We start from the raw sequence: 20,061 nt of genomic DNA on the forward strand, positions 1-20,061 counted from the left end.
GCGAACGTGACCACCTCGACCACGCACGGAGCCCGCGAGCACGCGCGGGCCCAGGAGGGCGCCACCGCTGAAGCGATGCCGGTGCTGCCCGCCTCGGACTGGCCGAACCCGCCGGAGGACGTCGCGCCGGAGTCGCTGGTGTGGGCAGAGACCGTCGCTGGCGGCGGCTACACCCACAAGCTGCTGGCGCGCGGCACGCACCTGCGGCTGACCGACCTGCACGGAGACGCCTGCGCGAACCTGCTGCTGCACAACGCTTTCGAACCGATCGAGCGGCTCAACGTCAACGACACCATCAAGGTCCAGTGGAACGCCTACCTGCGGACCGGTGACCTGCTGCTGTCCGACCAGGCTCGGGTGCTGGCCTCGATCGTGGCCGACACCTCGGGCGCGCACGACGCGCTGTGCTCGGTGTCCACGTTGGCGGGCAACACCGCCCGATACGGAGCCGGCGAGCCGCACAGCGACTCCCCCGCCGGTCGCGAGCTGTTCAAGCTCGCGCTGGCCAAGCACGGCCTCGGTCCGCGCGACGTGCCACCGAGCCTGGCGCTGCTGAAGGGCACCCGGGTCGGCGCCGACGGCGGCCTGGAGTTCACCGGCGGTGCCGGCGCGGGCGCCTCGGTGACGCTGCGGGTGGAGATGCCGGTGATCGTCTCGATCGCCAACACCCCGCACTCGCTGGATCCGCGTCCGGACTACACCGCTTCCACCCTGGAGGTGTTGGCCTGGATGGAAGCGGCCACCTGCCCCGAGGATCCACTGTGGACCCGCACGCCCGAGGGGCGTCGGGCATTCGCCAACACCGCCGAGCACCTGACCGCGAGGGGGATCGCATGAGCGCCGTGCTGGACCAGGTCGTCGCCCCGCGCGCACCGTTCTCGGCGGTCGTCGAGAACGGGCACGTGCTGCACATCATCGACCTGCAGGGCAACCAGGCGGTGGACTTCCTCGTCTACGACGCCGCCGACACCTCCCGCCGCTACAGCGCGGGCAACACGATCGCCGCGCAGGGCAACATCTTCCTGACCACCGGCAGCGTGCTGCGCAGCCACGAGGACGATCCGCTGATGACGGTCGTGGCCGACACCTGCGGGCGGCACGACACCATCGGCGGAGCCTGCAGCAAGGAGTCCAACACCCTGCGCTACGGCCATCACACCTTCCACCAGCACGGCTGCGCGGAGAACTTCCTCATCGAGGGCTCCCGATGGGGGCTGGGCAAGCGGGACCTGGTGGGCAACGTCAACTGGTACATGAACGTGCCGGTCGAGGACGACGGCACGCTCGGCATCGTCGACGGCATCTCGGCGCCGGGCCTGCGCGTGGCCCTGCGCGCCGAGACCGACGTGCTGGTGCTGGTGTCCAACTGCCCGCAGATCAACAACCCGTGCAACGGGTTCAAGCCGTCCGAGGTGCGGATGGTAATCACCGATTCCGAGGGTGAGGTTCCCCGTGGTTGACAGGTTGCTGGTGGCCAATCGGGGCGAGATCGCGGTCCGGATCCTGCGCAGCGCGCGGGAACTGGGCATCGCCACCGTCGCGGTGCACTCGGAGGCGGACCGCTGCGCCCCGCACGTCCGGCTGGCCGACGAGGCGGTGCTGCTGGGCGGTTCACCTGCAGAAGAGAGCTACCTGTCGGTTGAGCGGGTGCTCGACGCGGCCAAGCGCACCGGAGCCGACGCGATCCACCCGGGGTACGGATTCCTCAGCGAGGACACTGGTTTCGCGCGCGCCGTCGAGTCCGCCGGGATGACGTTCGTCGGTCCGACGCCACGTCATCTGGAGCTGTTCGGCAGCAAGCACACCGCGCGCGACCAGGCGGTCATCTCCGGTGTTCCGCTGCTGCCCGGAACCGGATTGCTGCCCACGGTGGACGAAGCGCTGGAAGCCGCTGCTGAGATCGGCTTTCCGGTGATGCTCAAGGCCACCGGTGGTGGCGGCGGGATCGGCATGCGCGCCTGCCGCGACGCCGACGAGCTGCGCGCGGCGTGGGACTCGGTGCAGGGTGTGGCGGCCAAGAACTTCGCCACCGCAGGGGTGTTCCTGGAGCGGCTGGTCGACCGGGCCCGGCACGTCGAGGTGCAGGTCTTCGGCGACGGCAACGGCCGGGTGATGGCCCTGGGAGACCGGGACTGCACGCTGCAGCGCCGCAACCAGAAGGTCGTCGAGGAGTGCCCGGCACCGGACCTGCCCGAGCACGTGCGCGAGCGGATCACCGACGCGGCGCTGACGTTGTGCTCCTCGGTGTACTACCGCTCGGCGGGGACGGTCGAGTTCGTCTACGACGCCGACCGGGACGAGGCGGCGTTCCTGGAGGTCAACACGCGGCTGCAGGTCGAGCACACGGTGACCGAGGAGGTCTTCGGCGTCGACCTGGTGGCGTGGATGCTGCGCGTGGCAGGCGGCGACACCGCCATGTTCGACCGACCGCCGCAGCCCCGCGGCCACGCCGTGGAGCTGCGGATCTGCGCCGAGGACCCGGCGCGGGACTACCGACCCAGCGCCGGGCTGCTCACCCGCGTCGAGTTCCCGGCCGACGTCCGCACGGACACCTGGGTGGAGACGGGCACCGAGGTGTCCTCGCACTACGACTCGCTGCTGGCCAAGGTCGTGGTCACCGGCCACACCCGGGCGGAGGCCCTGGACGCCGCCGCACGTGCCGCGCGGGAGACGCGGATCGACGGCATCCGCACCAACCTGGGTTTCCTGCGCTCGGCGATCGACGAGCCGCGGTTCCGCGCGGTAGCCCACGACACCGCCACCTTGAGCGAGGTCACCGACGACGAGCCGACCATCGAGGTGCGCCGCGCCGGGACGATGACCACGGTTCAGGACTGGCCGGGCAGGCGCGGGTACTGGCACGTCGGCGTGCCACCGTGCGGGCCGATGGACGACCTGTCGTTCCGGCTGGGCAACTCGGCCCTCGGCAACCCGGAGGGCGCACCGGGGCTGGAGTGCACCGTGGACGGGCCGGCGCTGCGGTTCACCCACGCCGTCACCGTCTGCGTCACCGGTGCTCCCGCTCCTGTCACCGTCGACGGCGACGCGGTGCCGATGTGGGAGCCGATCGAGGTCCCCGCCGGCGCGGTGCTCGACATCGGCACCACCAAGGGACCGGGGTTGCGCACCTACCTGTTGGTCGCAGGCGGTTTCGACGTGCCGGAATTCCTCGGCAGCGCGAGCACCTTCACGCTCGGCCGCTTCGGCGGTCACGGAGGCCGCGCGCTCCGCGTCGGCGACGTGATGGCGCCGGGCGTGGCCTTCGGCACCCCGGCGGGACCGGTTCCCGTCGAGCACCGCCCGCAGCTGACCGAGGCGTGGCTGATCGGCGCGCTGGAGGGACCGCACGCGGCACCGGAGTTCTTCACCGAGCAGGACGTCGAGGTCTTCTACGCCACCGACTGGCAGGTGCACTTCAACTCGGCGCGCACCGGCGTACGACTGGTGGGCCCGCGCCCGACGTGGGCGCGCAGCAACGGCGGCGAGGCCGGCCTGCACCCATCCAACATCCACGACACCCCATACTCGGTCGCGGCCGTGGACTACACCGGCGACCTGCCGATCCTGCTCGGCCCGGACGGCCCCAGCCTCGGCGGCTTCGTCTGCCCGGCCACCGTGGCCACCGGTGAGCGCTGGAAGCTCGGCCAGCTGCGCCCCGGCGACACCGTCCGGTTCACCCCGATCAGCACCGCCCACGCCGCTGATCTACGACAACACCCCCGTCCCGCGCTGCGGGCGAGTCGTCCCGCGGTGGACGACGGCGGAGTGCTGGGCCACCTGGAGGCCGACGAGGCCCGGCCGTCGGTGACCTACCGGCGCAGCGGCGACGACAACCTGCTGGTCGAGTACGGGCCGATGAAGCTGGACCTGGCGCTGCGGATGCGGGTCCACGCCCTGGCCGAAAAGCTGCGCGAGCAGCGGCTGAACGGGATCATCGACCTCACGCCGGGAATCCGATCGCTGCAGCTGCACGTGGATCCGGACGAGATGTCGGTGCACAAGGCACTCGGGCTGGTCCGGGAGCTGGAGGCGGAGTTACCGCCGACCTCGCTGCTGCGGGTACCCAGCCGGACCGTGCACCTGCCGCTGTCCTGGGACGACCCGGCCACCCGCCAGGCCATCGAGCGCTACATGACCGGTGTCCGCGACGACGCACCGTGGTGCCCGTGGAACATCGAGTTCATCCGCCGCGCCAACGGCCTGTCCAGTGTGGACGACGTGTGCCGCACGGTGTTCGACGCCGACTACCTGGTGCTGGGCCTGGGCGACGTCTACCTGGGCGCCCCGGTGGCCACGCCGCTGGACCCGCGACACCGGTTGATCACCACCAAGTACAACCCGGCCCGCACCTGGACCGCGGAGAACTCGGTCGGCATCGGCGGCGCCTACCTGTGCATCTACGGCATGGAAGGCCCCGGCGGCTACCAGTTCGTAGGCCGCACCGTGCAAGTGTGGAGCGGCTGGCAACAGCGCGGCTCCTTCGAGCCGGGATCGCCGTGGCTGCTGCGGTTCTTCGACCGGATCAAGTGGCACCCGGTCTCCGCCGAGGAACTGCTGGACCTGCGCGCCGACTGCGCGGCAGGACGCCTGGAACTGGACATCACCGAGGACGAGTTCGCGCTGGCCGACCACGAGCGTTTCCTGGCCGACAACGCCGCGAGCATCGCCGAGTTCCGCAAGACCCAGGCCGAGGCATTCGAAGCGGAGCGCCAGGCATGGGAAGCCGCGGGCGAGTTCGATCCGAAACCCGAGCCCGACCTCGCGACGTCGACCACAGCGACGGTCGACGTCCCGGCCGGCGGCCAGGTGGTCGAGGCCCCGTTCGTCGCGACTGTCTGGCGAACCGACGTCCAGCTCGGGCAACGCATCGAGGCGGGAGAGTCGCTGCTGGCCCTGGAGGCCATGAAAACCGAAGCCTCGGTCACCGCTCCCATGACCGGAACGGTCGCCGAACTCCTGGTCTCCCCCGGAGACCAGGTCGGCCCCGGCACTCCCCTGCTCACCCTCGCCCCCTGACACGACGGGGGCGATCCCCAGCGCTCCCGCCCTCCCCACGCAAGGAGTCGACTTGTCCTCACAGGAGTCGTTGCGCGCCCGGGTGCTCGCCGCCTACCGGCGCATCGCCGAGGTTGACCGCCCCGAGGTCTGGATCGACCTGCGCCCAGAATCCGACCTTCTCATCGAGGCCGCAGAGGTCGCCGAACGCGCCGCCGCGGGCGAAGCGTTGCCGCTGGCCGGAAAGCTGGTCGCGGTCAAGGGCAACATCGACGTCGCCGGGCTGCCCACCACCGCGGGCTGCCCGGCCTACGCCTACCACCCCGCCGAGGACGCCTCAGCTGTGGCGAAGCTGCGCGCGGCCGGGGCGCTCGTGCTGGGCACCACCAACCTCGACCAGTTCGCGACGGGCCTGGTCGGAACCCGCTCGCCGCACGGGGCTGTGCGCAACGCCGTGGATCCCGAACGCATTTCAGGTGGTTCGAGCTCGGGGTCTGCGGTGGCGGTGGCGCTGGGGATCGCCGATCTCGCGCTGGGCACCGACACCGCCGGTTCGGGCCGGGTGCCCGCAGCCTTGAACGGGATCGTGGGTCTCAAGCCGACCCACGGCCTGGTCGCCACCGACGGTGTCGTGCCCGCGTGCGCAAGCATCGATTGCGTGACGGTCTTCGCCCGCACCGCGGGAGAAGCGCACGCCGCCCTGGATGTGCTGAGCCCTTCCGTACAGGCGTGGACCCCAGCTGCTCCGCACCGCGTCGGCGTGCCGGATCCCGAGGACCTCGGAGAGCTCGCACCGGGCTGGGCGGAGGCTTTTCAGGACGTCGTCGAGCGCTTCAGGTCCTCAGGCGCCGAGCTGGTGCGGGTCGACCTAGAACCGTTCCTGCGCGCAGCGGAACTGCTGTACCAGGGCGCTTTCGTCGCCGAGCGCTACGCGGCAGTCGGCGAGTTCGTCGACGCCCACCGCGACCAGGTCGACCCCACCGTCGGCGAGATCATCTCCGCGGCCGGGCGGATTCCGGCCCACCGGGTGTTCACCGACCAGCAGCGGCTGGCCGAGCTCGGAGCCGAGGCCGCGGTCCAGCTCGGCGGAATCCACGCCCTACTGCTGCCGACCACCACCGGACATCCGACGCTCGCGGAGGTCGCGGCCGATCCCGTCGGCGTGAACAGCGCGCTCGGCCGCTTCACCAACTTCGCCAACCTGCTGGGCCTCTCGGCGCTGGCGGTCCCAGCGGGCCGGGTCGACGACCTGCCGTTCGGCGTCATGCTGGTGGGCGCCGCACACCAGGACCGCGCCCTCGCCCACCTCGCAAGCCTGCTCGAGGAGACCGAACCGGTACAGCTGGCAGTCGCCGGCGCCCACCTCACCGGCCAGCCGTTGAACCACCAGCTCACCGATCGCAACGCCCGTCTGGTCCGCACCACCACCACGGCGCCGACGTACCGCCTGCACGCCCTGAACACGACGCCGCCGAAACCGGGCCTGGTACGAACCGACACCGGCGGAGCCATCGAGGTCGAGGTCTGGGAACTCACCCCGGCGGCCTTCGGCTCGTTCGTCGCCGCCCTACCGGCCCCGATGGCCATCGGCGCGGTGGAACTCGCCGACGGAACCGAGGTCCGCGGCTTCCTCTGCGAGCCGGCGGCCCTCACCGGCACGCAAGACATCACCCATCACGGAGCCTGGCGCACCTACCTCTCGGGCCGCTGACTCTCGGCGCCAGAATCACCCGTGATTGATTTCCCTCCGGACAACCATGGCTAGAAGCACTTGAGGTCAGACGCGGTCGAGCCGACCCGGCAGCATACCGAGAAATTCGCCTGTTCTTCTGTGACGCCGCGCTGCGGGCACCGCGGCCGAAGCGCTCGACTGACGCCGGCCGCACCGGGCTCAGCGATCGATGATCAGCGGGTCACACCGTCCTCGTCGTGAACCTCCCTGCCCGTGAGCGGCGGGCGCACACCGCTCGCATCTCGGTCGCCGGGCGCAGCTGGTGGTGCTCGTGCCCGTCGAGCAGGTAACCACGTGCCGCGGCAATGCGACGCGATCGACGAGGCCAGCTCGCAGCTCAGCCACGACGGCGGTGGAGCAGTGATCACCCTCGGCCTGTCCGGTCAGGTCCAGGACCGGCGAACCGCGCAGGAAGTGGAATGCGGCGCTGCCAGGTGCTTCGGGGCAATTCGTCCCGCAGCACCGCGCGCCGTGATCCCCGGTTCCGGCCTCAGGCTCCCGAGGCGAACACCTCCTTCGTGCCGCGATCAGGTCTCAAGCTCGTGCGGCGATGTGCCGATATCACTTCACACTCCACAGCGCCGGGCCGGGACGGTGACACCATGGCTGAGGACTTCTGGGACGATCTCGTGGTCGACGTCTGCAACGCCGACGGCAGCCGCCCCGGCGCGGACCCGGTGCTGACCTCGATCTGGTTCGACGTCCTGGTGGCCGAGAACGGTCACCTCGCGGTCGGCGCCGTCCTGAGCGCCACGGCTCCGTCCGCCCGTTCCGCTGATGCGATCGCCGCCGACGCCGCGCACGTCGGCACATCCGCGACGTGATCGCGCCACCTCACCACCCGGCACCACCACCCCGGTCCGCAGTCGATCTGAATCGCCCTCACCGGAGGGAATCGCGAGCGTAACAAGTGGAGACCAGCCCCGGATCGGCCCCGTCGCCGCGGGCACTCGCCTCGACCCGCAGGCGGTGCGCGCCTTCGTGCTCCATGAGCGCTCGAGCGTTGCTGATCGCCACGGTCTGGCTGGTGCTTCGCGCGCACGCCTGAGTACCGCCCGGCGTCAGGACCTGCCAGGTCCCCTCGGGATGTCGGCGCACCCGCCACGTGCACATGTCCTCCGAGTTCCCCTTGCCGTGGAACGGTATTCCCGCCAAGACGAATCCGATTCGGACACGTTGCTCTGAGACCACGGCGCGTTCGCCCCGGTCGCCGGAGAGCGGCCCTCGCTTCCCCGCCTCTGCGGGAGGCCTACGCGCGGCGGCCCAGGAGTTCCCGGATCCGAGCGGTGAGCCGCCGGGGTCCGGGTCGCGCGGGCTGCTGGGCGGGCAGCGGCGGAAACGGGGTGTGCGGTTCGGTCTGGTACCAGAACGCGGTCGTGGCGATGTCGGCGTCCACCAGCGGAAGGTAGCGTCGGCCCGCCTTCCACCCGAGCGCCTGGACGGTGACCCTCAGATCCCGCTCGAAGCAGATCGGGTCGCGCAGGTGCCAGCGGTACATGCCGAACCGCTGCTGCGGCCGGTAGATCTCGTGCGGCGGCAATACCTGGTGCAGCCCCGACTGCGCGGTCGAGTAGGTCTCGTAGCGGCCGCCCACGTCGAAGTTCCACGCTCCACCGAAGTAGTCCTCCGTACCGGTCCCGCAGATCGTCGGGTGCTCCCGATCACCGTCGAGGTAGAACTTGACCTCGCCCTCGCCCCACCAGCCAGGCGCACCCGGGAGGATGGCCATGTAGGTTCCCACGTACCGGCCGGTGCCGCTGACGCCGTCGACGATCGTGTGCACCGCCGGATCGCCGAGCGGGTTGCTGCGCCGCCAGCTCGCGTGGAAGTAGCCGATCCGCTCGGGCAGCTCCGTCTCCTGGTAGGTCACCTGGTAGTAGACGGGAACGCTGCGGCGTGTCGTGTTCTCCAGCGTGATCGTGCCACGCTTGTGGAACGGCATCGGCCAGTAGCTGGTGAACCCACCCGCGGGGGCGACCACCACGACCTCGGAGTCAACCAGCGCGAGCTCCGCCCACCCGTTGCAGAAGAAGTCGCCGAGCGGCACCTCGACGGACGGATCTCCTTCGCCGTCCCAGTACATCCGCAGCACCAGCTGCCGCACGCTGGGCACGTCTGTGGTCAGCCAGATGTGCTGGATCACGCCGGGACCGGCGACGTCGGCCAGCGTCGCGAACCGGCCTGCGGCCAGCTCGATCGAGGGCGAGACCTTCCACCCGCCACCCAGCTCGCGGGCCGCCGACGCACCGGTGCCCTCGACCGCCCGCGCTCCCCCGCCCTTCGCCCCGGTCGGGTTCTCCGGGGAGACCGACCGCGTGCGCATGTTCGGCAGCTGCCAGAGCTCGTCCACCACGCCTCCCGTCACGGCTCGTACAACGATGGCCACACCTGGCCCCACGGGGTGATCCGACCTTCGCACAACCAGATCGGCACGGAGGCGCTGATGCCCGCGTGGCCGAGCCCGCCGCGCCAGGTCGTGAGCAGGCGCGTGCTGCGGAAGTTCGCGCGCAGCGGGCCGGGATCGGCACCGACGAACAGAGCGGTGTCCGCGTCCGGTGGAGCGCCGAAGAACCAATAACCGCGGTGCGGGCTGTGCGGACGGGGCAAGCCGCGTTGCCGACCGTACCGCTCGAGCGCGCTGGCCTGCCAGTAGTGCCCGGTGACCACCGGTGTACCGCGCCCCTCGGGCGAGCGCGGGTACGCGCGCGCGACCGCATCGGCCAGCTCGTGCCATCCCACGCTGCCGCGCGCCGCCGGTGCGGTCACCACCCCCGTAAGCGGTAGCGGGCTGGGAACGACGATCATCACCACCGCCAGCACGGCTGACGCCGGCCACACCACGCCGATCAGCGCAGCCCGCCGGGCTGTCGGGGCCGAGCGCTGCAGGAACTCGACGGATCCTGCCGCGAAGCAGAGCGGGAACAACCCGGCGCAGTAGTAGTAGCGACCTCCGCCGACCAGGAACGTCACCACGACCGCCGCACACGCCCAGCCCAGGAACCGGTACTCGACCAGGGCCGTCGACCGCAGGAGCCGCCACAGGCCGTAGCAGAAGAGCACCGCACCGGCGATCGCCCCGGCCACCAGCACGGTCAGCGGCAGGAACGCCAGCGGCCCGCTCGCGGTGGCCGCCGTCTCCTCGCGGACGGCTCCGATCAGCCGGAGCTGGGGCCAGTCGTGCCGTTGCTGCCAGCGCAGGTACGGCACCATCGCCAGCAGCGAGGCCCCGGCGCCCACCCAGAGCGCGGGCAGTCGGAACACCTCCCGGGGGCCGATCAGCGCCGCGGCGAGGAAGCACGCGGCCCACAGCACCACGATCAGGTACTTCGCCTGCACGGCAACGGCGCCCGTGACGCCGATCAGCAGCAGCGACAGCCCGTCGCGAAGCCGCACCCACCGCACGACCAGCCACGTCGTGACAGCCCACGCGGGTGCATCCACCGCCTGGGTCTGCAGCAGGCTCCCGCTGTTGACCGTGTGCGGGGAGATGGCGTACGTGGCCGCGGCCAGGCTCTGCGCCCCTCGGCCGCCCCCGAACTCCCGCGCGAGGAGACCGGTGATCAGCACGCCGGCGACCGCGGTGAGGACCGCGGGTGCCCGCACACCGAGGCGCGAACCGCCGAGCGCGGCTTCCGCGATGCGCGCCACCAGGGGCATCAGCACGGGCTGGTCGGCGTAGCCCCAGCTCAGGTGATGACCGGCAGCGAGCAGGTACAGCTCGTCGCCGTACCACTCGCGGGACGAGCTGAGCCATGCGAGAAGCACGGCCAGGCACCCCGCGATCGAGGCCAACCGGGACCACGCCACCGGCGGCCGCGGGGCCGGCGCGGCGTGCTGCGGTCGGGGCGAGTCCACCACCACGCCCTACCCGCGGCGGCACCGATCCCATGCGCGCTGCTCATCGGCAGGCGGCGCGGTGGATGCGCGCCGTTCGACGGAGCCGGAGACCGCAGGCGGGGAAATCACCGCGCACGAGCGGGGTTGACCGGCCGGTGCGCGCGGGTAACCGCTGAGGACCAGAGCCCAGGGTGGAGGAACCATGTCCAGCACGCCGCTACTCAGCCGTTGGCGGGGAGACCCAGGAGAACCTGAACAACCCGAGAAGCCCGCCAGCCCGGACAAGCCGACCGCACCGAGCAAGCCCGAGTTCCCGAACAAGCCGGAGAGCCCGGACGAACCGCGGGCACCCGACCCGGAACAACCGGACGCCCCGGAGCTCCCGGACGCGCCCGAAGGCCCCGACGAGGACCGCACGCCCTCGCAGGTGGGATGAGGAGGCACGGATGACCGGCGGAACTGCGGGAAGCACCGCGGAATGCGCCGTCACGTTCGTGGGCACGGCGACCACGCTGCTCCGCCTCGGGCCGTTCAGGCTCCTCACCGACCCGAACTTCGTGCGGCGAGGTCAGTGGATCCACATCGGGCACGGGATCGTCACGCGGCGCCGCACCGATCCAGCGCTGACGATCGGGGAACTTCCCGAGTTGGACGCCGTGGTGCTCTCGCACCTGCACGGAGACCACTTCGACCGAGTCGCGGCGCGGGAGCTCGACCGTGCGCTGCCCCTGTTCACCACGCCCCACGCAGCGGGCCGGCTGCACGAGCGCGGTTTCGCCGAGGCGGTGCCGATGCCGCGGTGGAGCGAGCGGTCGACGACCAAGGACGGTGCCCGCCTCACGGTCACCTCGCTGCCTGCCCGGCACGCGCGCGGGCTGGTGGGAGCCGTAGCACCACCGGTCATGGGGACATTGCTGGACTACGAGCGGCCCGGGCACCGCCTCCGGTTGTACCTGAGCGGGGACACGGTCCTGCACGACGACCTCGCCGAGATCCGACATCGGTGCCCGGACATCGACCTCGCCGTCGTGCACCTCGGAGGAACGCGGATCCTCGGCCAGTTGATCAGCATGGACGGCCGGGAAGGCGCCGATCTCGTGGAGCTGCTGCGCCCGCTGCAGGCGCTCCCGGTCCACCACGATGATTACGGGTTGTTCACCTCGCCGCTCTCGGAGTTCCAGGTCGAAGTCGCTCGCCGCGGAATTCCGGGCGTGGAGTGCGTGGTCCCGGGCATGACGCTCGACGTTCCAACACGCGAGACCGCGTGATGCCGGTCCCCGCTCGGAGGCTCGGGCTTTCGGTCGCCACGCGTGGTGCGTTCCACGGCGCAGCGGACGGGTACCTCTCGTCGAGAGCCGGTCGACGCGTTTCTGGAGGGATTCCCCATGGGCGCCGAAACCCGTACGGCCTCGGACCGCGACGAGATCCGCCGGTGGGTCGATGTTGAAACCCCTGCGCCGCGGGCGGAGCGTGGCAGTCCACAATGGACAGACACCTCGCGGCGGGAGTGGCGAAGGACGACGTGGAGGACTGGGTTCCGACCGGGTCGGTCCTGCCCTCCAACGGTGACGGACTGGACATCGCCGTGAGCCGAGGGCGCATGGTGGGCGTGCGCGGGCGCGAGCACGACCGCGTTGAGATCCCCCGCCACGTGGCGGACCTCGGCCTCCGCTCGATGCCGCTCGACGAGCTGTTCGAGGGAGAGCGCGAACGCGCGAGCTGACGCACCCGCTCAGCATGAGCGTCATGTGCGACGAATTGCACGCCGATCGGCTCGGCCCGAGGGGATCTCGTCGCTGTTGGCGGTGGCTCCGACCGCCCGGCGCCGCGCGCCTCGCCGATGGCCAGATCTACTCTTTTCCATGGTCGAGGAATCGCACGAGCCGCATTTCCAGATCGTCACTGGCGTTCGGCAGCCGAAAGGTGGGAGCGGTCAATGTTCCAGGACTCCTGCCACGGATTGCATCCCGGAGAAATGCCTGCACCACCTGAGGGTTCGGCAGGATTTCCTCGCCCAAGAATTCCAGCGGGGTCGTATCGCCCGTCCCGTCCGTCTCCACCCGCAGAGCCCACCCGCTCACCTCGTCCCAGGTGAGCAACAGCGGCGAATCCATCAGCGTCGGCACACGTGTGTTCATCAGAATGAGCACCGTGGCCAAACCACCGTCGACGTCGACGTCGATCTCGTCGATCTCGTCGGCCAGGTCTTCGGCAACACACCGGACGTAGTTGACCAGACCGCCAACCGCAGGACTTGCCGTATCCATCGGGTACCCCCAGTTCGTTCGGTCACCTTTCATCCACTTCTCGGACGATGGTGCGGCTCACAACGCAGACATACGTCACAACGCAGACATACAGAGTCGCCGAAGCTAGCGCGTTCGCACTCTCAGATCACACGAACAGGGAGCCCGAACTCACGAGCGCGATGGTCAACACACAGCCGAGTGCCATGAGGTAACGCATGCTGCCGCGACGCCTCCAACGCTGAGTGCGCGGCGAACGGCCGTACGGCGTTCGCCGGCCCAACCCCCTCTGCCGCCCCGTTCCGCCAGCAGGTTCGTGCAGGTTCCCGGATGTGGCCGCTGTAGGCCGTGAGCGGGCCAGGTGCGCTCGATCAACCTGGTAGGCCATGAGCTTCTCGATGAAGCCGGGCGTGAACTTGCTCTGCATGACCATGGTGCGGCCCATCGGTCCGACTGACGACTTCGCGCCGCGGGCGTCGTGCGAGGGTGACGATGCTGCGTGCGACCCGCTCCGGTGCGGGGAGGAGCTGTGTGAGCGCTCGCCATCATGCAGGTGTGGGAAGACCGAAGCGGGAATTGACCCCGGAGGCCCACAGCACGCTGGTGATGCGCCGGGCAGGCGTGGGGCCCGGCAGACCGCTGTGGGTGAAGTCGAGGAGTTCAGCTGAGTGCAGACGCCACGGCTCGTGCTCCACTGGCAGGTGCAAGGTGAGCCCGTACCAGGTGAACAGCAGGTGCCAGCGGGCCGTGAGGAACTCGTTCAGCGGCGTGGGCTCCACCGGCTTCCCCACTCGGACCCGGAAGTCCATCGCGGTGCCCGACCGTTGCGAGCGAAAGCCCAATTCGTGCCCGCTTGCCGCGCAGGAAGCCCTCGCCCACCGGTAGGGCAGGCCGCCGAGGGCGCTCGCGGCCAGCACGGCCGGGCTCGAGGCCTCCATCGTCAGGAACACCAATCCACGGCGTCCCCGACGGTCGATGCAGTAGGTCCGCACGTTCAGCTCGACGAGCTCCCTCAGCGGGGGAACCACAGGAAGACCCAACACGCGCACGCTCGGCATCCGCAGGGCGACGACACCAATCCACGCGCTGCCGTCGAAGGTGTCAGGCTGAGTGCCGTCCGGCACGTGCGGAAGCACCTCTTCCGGAGCACACGGCCAGTGCAGGAAGACCACATCGCGCCACACCTGGTTGGTGACAGGCACGGGCACGCGATGGGGCGGATTCTCCGTCACAGGTTCGACCACGGTCACCTCGCCTCGTGGAGCAGCCGCGCGTATCGAAAGCCGTACCAGAAGTTGAGGGTGATCGCTCGAAGGATTTCCGGCACCAGTTGGCGCTGCGATCCTGCGCGGCTGCGTGCTGGGCAAGGCCCGGGCCTGACAGTGACGCCATCCGACGAGGCAGGTGTCGCACCTTCACCCGCGTCCGTGGCAGCCGGAGCCCTCCGTCCGGGCCGGTCGTTCGACATCGGAAGGCCCTGCGCTCAACGCTCCAGGCCACGAGCGCGGCCCAACAAGGAACCGCCCACGATGAGCAAGATTCCCAGTGCGAGGAATCCGAGGTCGTAGGCAAGTTCATGCGGACCCGGGCGCACGTGGTGGATGCCGAGCAGTTGGTGGTTCACGAGGCCCTCGGCGAGGTTGAACCACCCCCACCCCGCAAGCATCCAGCCCACGAGCTGGCGCCCCGCACCGGGCGACGACTCGACAGGTGAACTCGCCAGCAGGCCGATGCCGACGAGAACGGCCAGCAGGCACGCCAGGTGGAAAAGGCCGTCGGCAACCATGTTGATCCGCATCGCAGAAGCGGCTGGGTACCAGCCGGAAAGCAGGTGATGCCATTCCAGCAACTGGTGCGCAACGATGCCGTCCACGAACCCGCCCAGGCCCGCTCCCAGCACCAAACCCGCCCACCTCCACATCACCGGAGTTTGGCGGAACATTCGCACCTTCCTCGCACTACCGCGCCGCTGCCAGGAACGCGGGACACCGCGGGGAGCGCGGCACGCACCCCTCGCTCGAAGAGGTGCAGCGCCCAGGAGCGCCTCCCGCAGGGGAACGCGTTCGCCGAGAGCCGCGGTTCCGGCGGGAACGCCTCATGTTCCAATCACCGGGAGCTGAGTGCGTCCTTGACGCGGTCGACCATGGCCGCGAACGGACCCGTCAACGCCTGGGCGGCCGGGGAGCCCGCAGCACTGGGGTGCGGATGGGTGGGCGCCATGTTCTCGACCGCCTGCAGCCGGGTTCCCATGCCGCGCAGCTGGTCCTCTCCGCAGCCCCGCCGCAGGGCTGGGAACTCCTCCTGCTCCTCGTGCTCGGCGTGTTCGATCACGGAACGCTCGAAGGAGTCGAGCTTGGCGGCGAAGTCCGGGTCGGAGACGTCCATCTTCTCCAGCTCGGCGAGGACGTGGTTTGCTTCCTCCTCCTCGTGGTTGCGGGCATCGGCCTCCGCCTCGCCGACCGTCTGCTTGGCCGTGGGCCGCACGACCATCTCCTCGGCGGTCTCGTGGATCGCCAGCAGGGCCCGCAGCTCGTCGAACCGCTGCTTCCTCTGCTCACCTTGCGCGTTCTTGACCTCCGCGAACAAGTCGCGGATCTCGGCGTGCTGCTCCAACAAGATACGAACCACATCACCCTCGGGAAGCGTCGCGGCTTCCGCTCGTTCGGCCTGTGCACTGCTCACGGCACTGCCCTCCGGAATTCCGGTGTATGTCGAACTTGGCCACCCAGGCATAGCCCCGGCCGAAGGGCAATAAACAGCACACGGCCAAGTCATCCGCGTGACGCCCACGGCGTCCCTGGCGGTTTGACGCTGGCCGGCCTTCTCGAGCGCGTGGTCACCGCCCGTCTGGAACGACTCCTCGGCGGAATCCTTCGCGCAGGTGCTGATGAACGTGCTCGGGGGGATCAGCGAGTCGGTCGCCAACACGTGCGAAGTCGGGTGCGTGACTTCGGCGGTTCCCGGTGCTCGGCGAGTCCGCGCGCGGCTCCTCGTCTTGACAGCGCGATGGGCTTGCCGAGCGCGTGCAGCACGGCCCACGGAGTCAGCTGGATGGATCGCTCACCTCAAGCGGGAGATCCCACAGCACGTCTTCTGCTGGCTTCGACTGTTGGCGTCCTGCACGGGTTCTGGGTTCATGAACCTTCGGGATCAGGCAATAGTTCGGTCGTTCTGCAACACCGGCGCACGACTGTCCGAGGTGGCCAACCTCCACAAGGACGACATCGACTGGAGCACGGATTCGCTGGTCTATCACGGCAAGGGTGACCCGGCGCGTTCGGATGGGTCCCAAGACCGCGCGGGCGTTGAGGCAGTACCTGCGAGCGCGTGCGCGGCATACGGGTCCGACCTAACCGATCAGGATGACCAGCCCATTCTTTGCTCAGAGCGGGGATTCCCAGTGGTAGTCGAGGCGACGCATCAAAGGTCCATTGCGGGACTCGCGCAGTTGTGAGGCACTGATGGGGTGCATCTGTGGAACCTCTGGATGGGAATTCGAGCATGAGTGCGACGAAACGGTGCCGTGCCCGGCCAGCCCGGCAGCAGACCTCAATGGAGGTCTTTCGACGGGGAGTCGTCCACGGTCTCGTGGCCGGCACCGTCGGCGTTGCTGCCATGACGCTCAGCGAGAAGCTGGAACAGCGCTTCACCGGCCGCCCGAACTCCCACGTGCCGGGTGCGACGATGGCAGGGCTGATGGGCAGGACGCGTGAACCAGCAGGGATGAACGTCCTCATGCACCTCGGTCAGGGGATGCTCCTCGGAGCCCTCCGCGGAGTCATGGCCCACGCCGGTTTGAGAGGGCCGTTCTCATCCGCCATGTTCGCGGTCGTGCGCCTGACCAACGACCAAACGTTGGAGAACGCGACCGGAGTCGGTGCCCCGCCGTGGACGTGGCCGCGCGATGAACTCGCCGTCGACCTGATCCACAAAACCGTGTACGCGGTGACCACGGGACTCGTGGCCGACCGCCTCGCCGCGCGTACCGGCCCGGGCCCCGGGCAGCGGCACGCGCAACGCGTACCCGGACGTCACGCTGACATGGGGCCACCCCCGAACTGAGGGCCGGCGTCGCCGTCCCTGCTGCCGACGCCCAGTCACGCCGGACCGACTCCACTCTCCCTCAACGCCTCTGCGATCTCGTCGGCTTTCTCGAACCCACGACTTGTCTTCGATAGAAGCGCGCACATCTTCAGAAAGAACCTTGCACTCGATAGCGGGCTCGGTCGAGTCCACATGGGGAATTGAGAAGTTGCGTTGGTCACCCGCTTCCGCACCAGGAACGAGGAAGTCGCCTCGCGTGGTTCTCCACAGGTGTCGATGACGATCTGGGCCGCCTCCCAAGATTCATCAAGCCATGCGCTTCGCTGATGATGTTCAACCCGGGTCTGATCGACCTGGTCGCCGCGTTGGCCACCAGATCCGGTCGGTCCGTTCGCGCTCATAAGCTCGGATGGCTCCGTCACCCCGCCAGGGATGGCGTTCGCGATCTCACTGGTCCCACCGCTGTCCGTCATCGGGCTCACGCTCGAGTCCGGAGCCTTGAGGCGAGCACTGACCGCCCAATTCGGCAAAGACCTGGCCCAGCACGTCGGCTTCGGTGACCCCAGGGCGCAGGCGGATCTGCACCGGCCCGGAGCCCAGGTAGCGCTGCTGCCACGGTGGTGCGGCCCACCGTGAAGCCGGACGTGCGCGTGCCGTGCGCACCAGCGCCGGAAGATCTGCGCGCAGGTGTTCGATGGCTTTGAACACCACCGTCGTCGTGTTCTGGCCAGGACATCGTCGCGGTAGCGGGCCAACCGGACCTGCAACGCATCCGAGATGCACGAGTCCACGGGTTACGCATGGACACCTGGCTAGCAAGCCCTTGAGCACCCGGGACACACCCCGTTGCGTCATCTCGGCCCCTGAGACGGCACCCGAAGACCTGGAATACTCGGGGGCATGGCTCAACGCGACCGGGATGCACAGGGGCGGGCCCGCAATGCCCGTCCGCGCGATGGGCTCGGCCGCCCGCTGCCGCACGGCGCCCCGGGCGTCGAACGCATCGACGAGGACCTCGTACTCACCCCGCAGGAAAGCCTGGAGCAGGCCCAGCAACTCCTCGACGACGGCCGCCCGTTCCACGCCCACGAAGTCCTCGAAGGGGCATGGAAGACCGCGCCCAGCGAGGAGCGCGCCCTGTGGAAGGGCCTGGCCCAACTCGCCGTCGGCCTGACCCACCTACGCCGAGGCAATATCACCGGAGCCACCGCCCTGTTGCACCGGGCAGCCGAGCACATCCAGCCCTACAGCCACCATCCCCCGCACTTCATCGCAGTGGAGGAGCTGGTCGCCTTCGCTACCGAGACCGCCGAGAACATCGACCAGGCCGGTCTGCCTGCCCTCGGCCACCAGCAACTCACCCCGAGGCTGCGCACCACCGCGGAGTCTCCCGAACCTCAGTAACCTCCCCCGCGCCGGTGCCCCGGCCATGATCGAAGGCGGCGGGATCGTGCAGGTCGAGGACGCCCACGGCGAGCTGGAACGGCGGCGCACCGCGTGTGGGGCGAACCCGCCCAGGGTGTCCTCAGGGCCAGATGAGGACCGTGGCCAGGTCGATCATGGTTCGGAAGAGGACTGAGCGCCCGTCCCGGCGAACCAATCCACACGCCCAAAGCGGTGAGTCGCTGGTGCTGTGGCTGCCGCCGCACCAGCGACCCATCACCGGCACCGGCTGGTTCTTCATCGCCTGTGCCCGACCTCGCCGTCATGCGGGACCTGTCCGCGGAGAACCAGGCGAGGATGCGCGCCGCTGGATCCACGTGCAGCGGGTGATCGAGCGGACCCCCAAGCCGGTCGACGCGGCGATGAACGGCCACGCGCTGGGCGGCAGCGCAGAGTTGTCGCTCGCCTGCGACTTGCGGATGCGACGGTCGCCGAGCGGGCCCGCCGCCTCGCGGCGCAGCCGACGGCCACCACCGCCCTGCTCAAGCGGCTCGTCGACGAGGGGTACGGGCTGCCCCTCGATTGGAGCGCGAGGAGAAGGGCGACGCCGACCTGATCGGGACAGCCGACGCGGCGGAGAGGCTTCAGGCGTTCCTGGAGAGGAGGACCGCGGTGTTCACCGGACAGCCAGGAAGCGCCGACGCGGGTGGTCCGGTTCCGGTGACCGGACCACCCGCGTTGGCGTGTTCCCGAACGTTCCGCATCCTCGGAACCTCCGAGGTGTCTGCTCAGTCGTTGACCAGGCCGCCGTCGACCACCAGGTTCTGGCCCGTGACGGCCCGCGACCAGGGCGAGGCGAAGAACAGGGCCGCGTCGGCGAACTCCTCGGGTGTCACCACGCGACGCAGCGGCGTGTTCGCGGCGATCGCGTCGAACACCGCCTCGGGAGTGGCGGCGCTCGCATCGGTGGTGCGCAGCAGCCCACCCGAGACCATGTTGACCGTGATGCCATTGGGACCGAGATCGGCAGCGAGGGTGCGGGTCAACGACAGCAGAGCCGCCTTCGCAGCCGTGTAGTCGTGATAGGGAACGACCGGGTTCTGGAACAGGTTGGTGCCGACGTTGATGATCCGGCCGGCACCGAGTTCTCGCATGCCCGGCAGAGCCGCCTGCGTGGTGTGCAGCGCACCGCGGACGCTGCCCTCGAACTGCCCGGCGAACTCGTCCCACGTGATCGCGTCGGCGTGCGAGCGGGCGTCGCCGTTGAAGGTGAAATCGGCAAGAGCGTTGTTGACCACCGTCGTCACCGGAGTCCCGAAACGCTCATGGGCCGTGGCGAACAGGGCATCGACCTGGGCTTGGTCGGTGACGTCGGCCGCGACGGCGATCACCTGGTCGCCGAGCTCGCGGGCCAGCGCTTCCGCCTGCTCACGGCTGCGACGATAGTCGATCACGACGCGCGCGCCCTGCTTCGTGAACGCGCGCACCAACGCGGCACCCAGTCCGCGCCCGCCTCCGGTCACCACGACAAGCTGGTCGGCGAAATCCATACGCCGCACGGTAGCGGCTGGAAGTCAGACACCGGCGCCCCGGTACCCGTGACCTCCTAAGTGGAGAACGCGTCTTTCGATTGGCCCTCAGCCACATTTCGACAGAGGGCATTACAACGGTGCCCCACATCCGCGGTAGCGAGAGATCCAGCGAAGCGCAATTTCTCCGGACAGGTTTTCTGCCGGAGGACCTCCCACGCCCCGTGTGGTGACGGCGGACGACGAGATCTCGCGCTTGCCGCCCACGGGAAGCCGATCATGTTCTACAGTGCCC

The 20,061-nt window shown here is 69.6% G+C and carries 18 protein-coding genes and 1 pseudogene; 11 read left to right on the top strand and 8 right to left on the bottom strand.

What is annotated here, in order from left to right:
• Window positions 1–6: 6 nt before the first annotated feature.
• The 4 genes from AB0J78_RS20295 to AB0J78_RS20310 are packed head-to-tail and all read left to right on the top strand — an operon-like array spanning window position 7 to window position 6,706.
• A complete protein-coding gene (locus AB0J78_RS20295) occupies window positions 7–837 on the top strand; it encodes an urea amidolyase associated protein UAAP1 (RefSeq protein WP_363791211.1) in 831 nt (276 codons plus the stop codon).
• Window positions 834–1,460: an urea amidolyase associated protein UAAP2 gene (locus AB0J78_RS20300; RefSeq protein ID WP_363791213.1), complete on the top strand. Its 627-nt coding sequence runs from the start codon at window positions 834–836 to the stop codon at window positions 1,458–1,460. Before AB0J78_RS20295 ends, AB0J78_RS20300 begins: the two co-directional genes overlap by 4 nt.
• Window positions 1,453–5,016 (top strand): urea carboxylase, encoded by a 3,564-nt coding sequence (gene uca / locus AB0J78_RS20305; protein ID WP_363791215.1) that lies wholly within the window; start codon window positions 1,453–1,455, stop codon window positions 5,014–5,016. Before AB0J78_RS20300 ends, uca begins: the two co-directional genes overlap by 8 nt.
• A gap of 52 nt (window positions 5,017–5,068) precedes the next feature.
• Window positions 5,069–6,706, top strand: coding sequence for an allophanate hydrolase (locus AB0J78_RS20310; protein WP_363791217.1), 1,638 nt, complete (start codon window positions 5,069–5,071; stop codon window positions 6,704–6,706).
• 194 nt (window positions 6,707–6,900) lie between these two features.
• On the opposite strand, the pseudogene AB0J78_RS20315 reads toward AB0J78_RS20310, so the two are convergent.
• Window positions 6,901–7,016, bottom strand: a pseudogene (locus AB0J78_RS20315) (ectoine synthase); the annotation flags it as partial.
• Between the two features lie 313 nt (window positions 7,017–7,329).
• Between AB0J78_RS20315 and AB0J78_RS20320 the strand changes: the two are divergent.
• Window positions 7,330–7,551, top strand: a complete 222-nt coding sequence (locus AB0J78_RS20320) for a hypothetical protein (RefSeq protein ID WP_363791219.1) — start codon at window positions 7,330–7,332, stop codon at window positions 7,549–7,551.
• A gap of 425 nt (window positions 7,552–7,976) precedes the next feature.
• On the opposite strand, the gene AB0J78_RS20325 is transcribed toward AB0J78_RS20320, so the two are convergent.
• Window positions 7,977–9,077 carry a glycoside hydrolase family 172 protein gene (locus tag AB0J78_RS20325; protein ID WP_363791221.1) on the bottom strand — a complete coding sequence of 367 codons (1,101 nt, stop codon included), beginning with the start codon at window positions 9,075–9,077 and terminating at the stop codon, window positions 7,977–7,979.
• Between the two features lie 11 nt (window positions 9,078–9,088).
• Entirely contained in the window at window positions 9,089–10,582 is a 1,494-nt protein-coding gene (locus tag AB0J78_RS20330) for a glycosyltransferase family 39 protein (RefSeq protein ID WP_363791223.1), read from the bottom strand.
• A 184-nt stretch (window positions 10,583–10,766) separates the two neighbouring features.
• On the opposite strand from AB0J78_RS20330, the gene AB0J78_RS20335 reads away from it, so the two are divergent.
• The 3 genes from AB0J78_RS20335 (at window position 10,767) to AB0J78_RS20345 (ending at window position 12,287) form a co-directional block, all read left to right on the top strand.
• Window positions 10,767–11,000 (top strand): hypothetical protein, encoded by a 234-nt coding sequence (locus AB0J78_RS20335; RefSeq protein WP_363791225.1) that lies wholly within the window; start codon window positions 10,767–10,769, stop codon window positions 10,998–11,000.
• Between the two features lie 10 nt (window positions 11,001–11,010).
• Window positions 11,011–11,832 carry an MBL fold metallo-hydrolase gene (locus AB0J78_RS20340; RefSeq protein WP_363791227.1) on the top strand — a complete coding sequence of 274 codons (822 nt, stop codon included), beginning with the start codon at window positions 11,011–11,013 and terminating at the stop codon, window positions 11,830–11,832.
• 215 nt (window positions 11,833–12,047) lie between these two features.
• Entirely contained in the window at window positions 12,048–12,287 is a 240-nt protein-coding gene (locus AB0J78_RS20345) for a hypothetical protein (protein ID WP_363791229.1), read from the top strand.
• A 127-nt stretch (window positions 12,288–12,414) separates the two neighbouring features.
• Here the strand turns inward: AB0J78_RS20345 and AB0J78_RS20350 are convergent, their stop codons facing one another.
• From AB0J78_RS20350 to AB0J78_RS20365, 4 genes are all read right to left on the bottom strand, one after another.
• On the bottom strand, window positions 12,415–12,831 hold the full coding sequence (locus tag AB0J78_RS20350) for a DUF6292 family protein (RefSeq protein WP_363791231.1): 417 nt from the start codon (window positions 12,829–12,831) through the stop codon (window positions 12,415–12,417).
• A gap of 524 nt (window positions 12,832–13,355) precedes the next feature.
• Window positions 13,356–14,060 (bottom strand): DUF2071 domain-containing protein, encoded by a 705-nt coding sequence (locus tag AB0J78_RS20355; RefSeq protein ID WP_363791233.1) that lies wholly within the window; start codon window positions 14,058–14,060, stop codon window positions 13,356–13,358.
• Between the two features lie 233 nt (window positions 14,061–14,293).
• Window positions 14,294–14,710: a DUF2243 domain-containing protein gene (locus tag AB0J78_RS20360; protein WP_363791702.1), complete on the bottom strand. Its 417-nt coding sequence runs from the start codon at window positions 14,708–14,710 to the stop codon at window positions 14,294–14,296.
• A 206-nt stretch (window positions 14,711–14,916) separates the two neighbouring features.
• The gene (locus AB0J78_RS20365; protein WP_363791235.1) at window positions 14,917–15,492 is read right to left on the bottom strand and encodes a hemerythrin domain-containing protein; all 576 of its coding nucleotides are present in this window, start codon (window positions 15,490–15,492) and stop codon (window positions 14,917–14,919) included.
• A gap of 870 nt (window positions 15,493–16,362) precedes the next feature.
• Between AB0J78_RS20365 and AB0J78_RS20370 the strand changes: the two genes are divergently transcribed.
• The 3 genes from AB0J78_RS20370 (at window position 16,363) to AB0J78_RS20380 (ending at window position 18,258) form a co-directional block, all read left to right on the top strand.
• Window positions 16,363–16,872, top strand: coding sequence for a hypothetical protein (locus tag AB0J78_RS20370; RefSeq protein ID WP_363791237.1), 510 nt, complete (start codon window positions 16,363–16,365; stop codon window positions 16,870–16,872).
• Window positions 16,873–17,286: 414 nt separating this feature from the next.
• Window positions 17,287–17,490: a hypothetical protein gene (locus AB0J78_RS20375; RefSeq protein WP_363791239.1), complete on the top strand. Its 204-nt coding sequence runs from the start codon at window positions 17,287–17,289 to the stop codon at window positions 17,488–17,490.
• Between the two features lie 264 nt (window positions 17,491–17,754).
• On the top strand, window positions 17,755–18,258 hold the full coding sequence (locus tag AB0J78_RS20380) for a DUF309 domain-containing protein (RefSeq protein ID WP_363791241.1): 504 nt from the start codon (window positions 17,755–17,757) through the stop codon (window positions 18,256–18,258).
• Between the two features lie 767 nt (window positions 18,259–19,025).
• Here the strand turns inward: AB0J78_RS20380 and AB0J78_RS20385 are convergent.
• Entirely contained in the window at window positions 19,026–19,787 is a 762-nt protein-coding gene (locus AB0J78_RS20385; RefSeq protein WP_363791243.1) for a 3-oxoacyl-ACP reductase, read from the bottom strand.
• Window positions 19,788–20,061: the final 274 nt, after the last annotated feature.

Origin of the sequence: Saccharopolyspora sp. NPDC049426 (assembly GCF_040676935.1) — a bacterium.
In the GTDB taxonomy this organism is placed as follows: domain Bacteria; phylum Actinomycetota; class Actinomycetes; order Mycobacteriales; family Pseudonocardiaceae; genus Saccharopolyspora.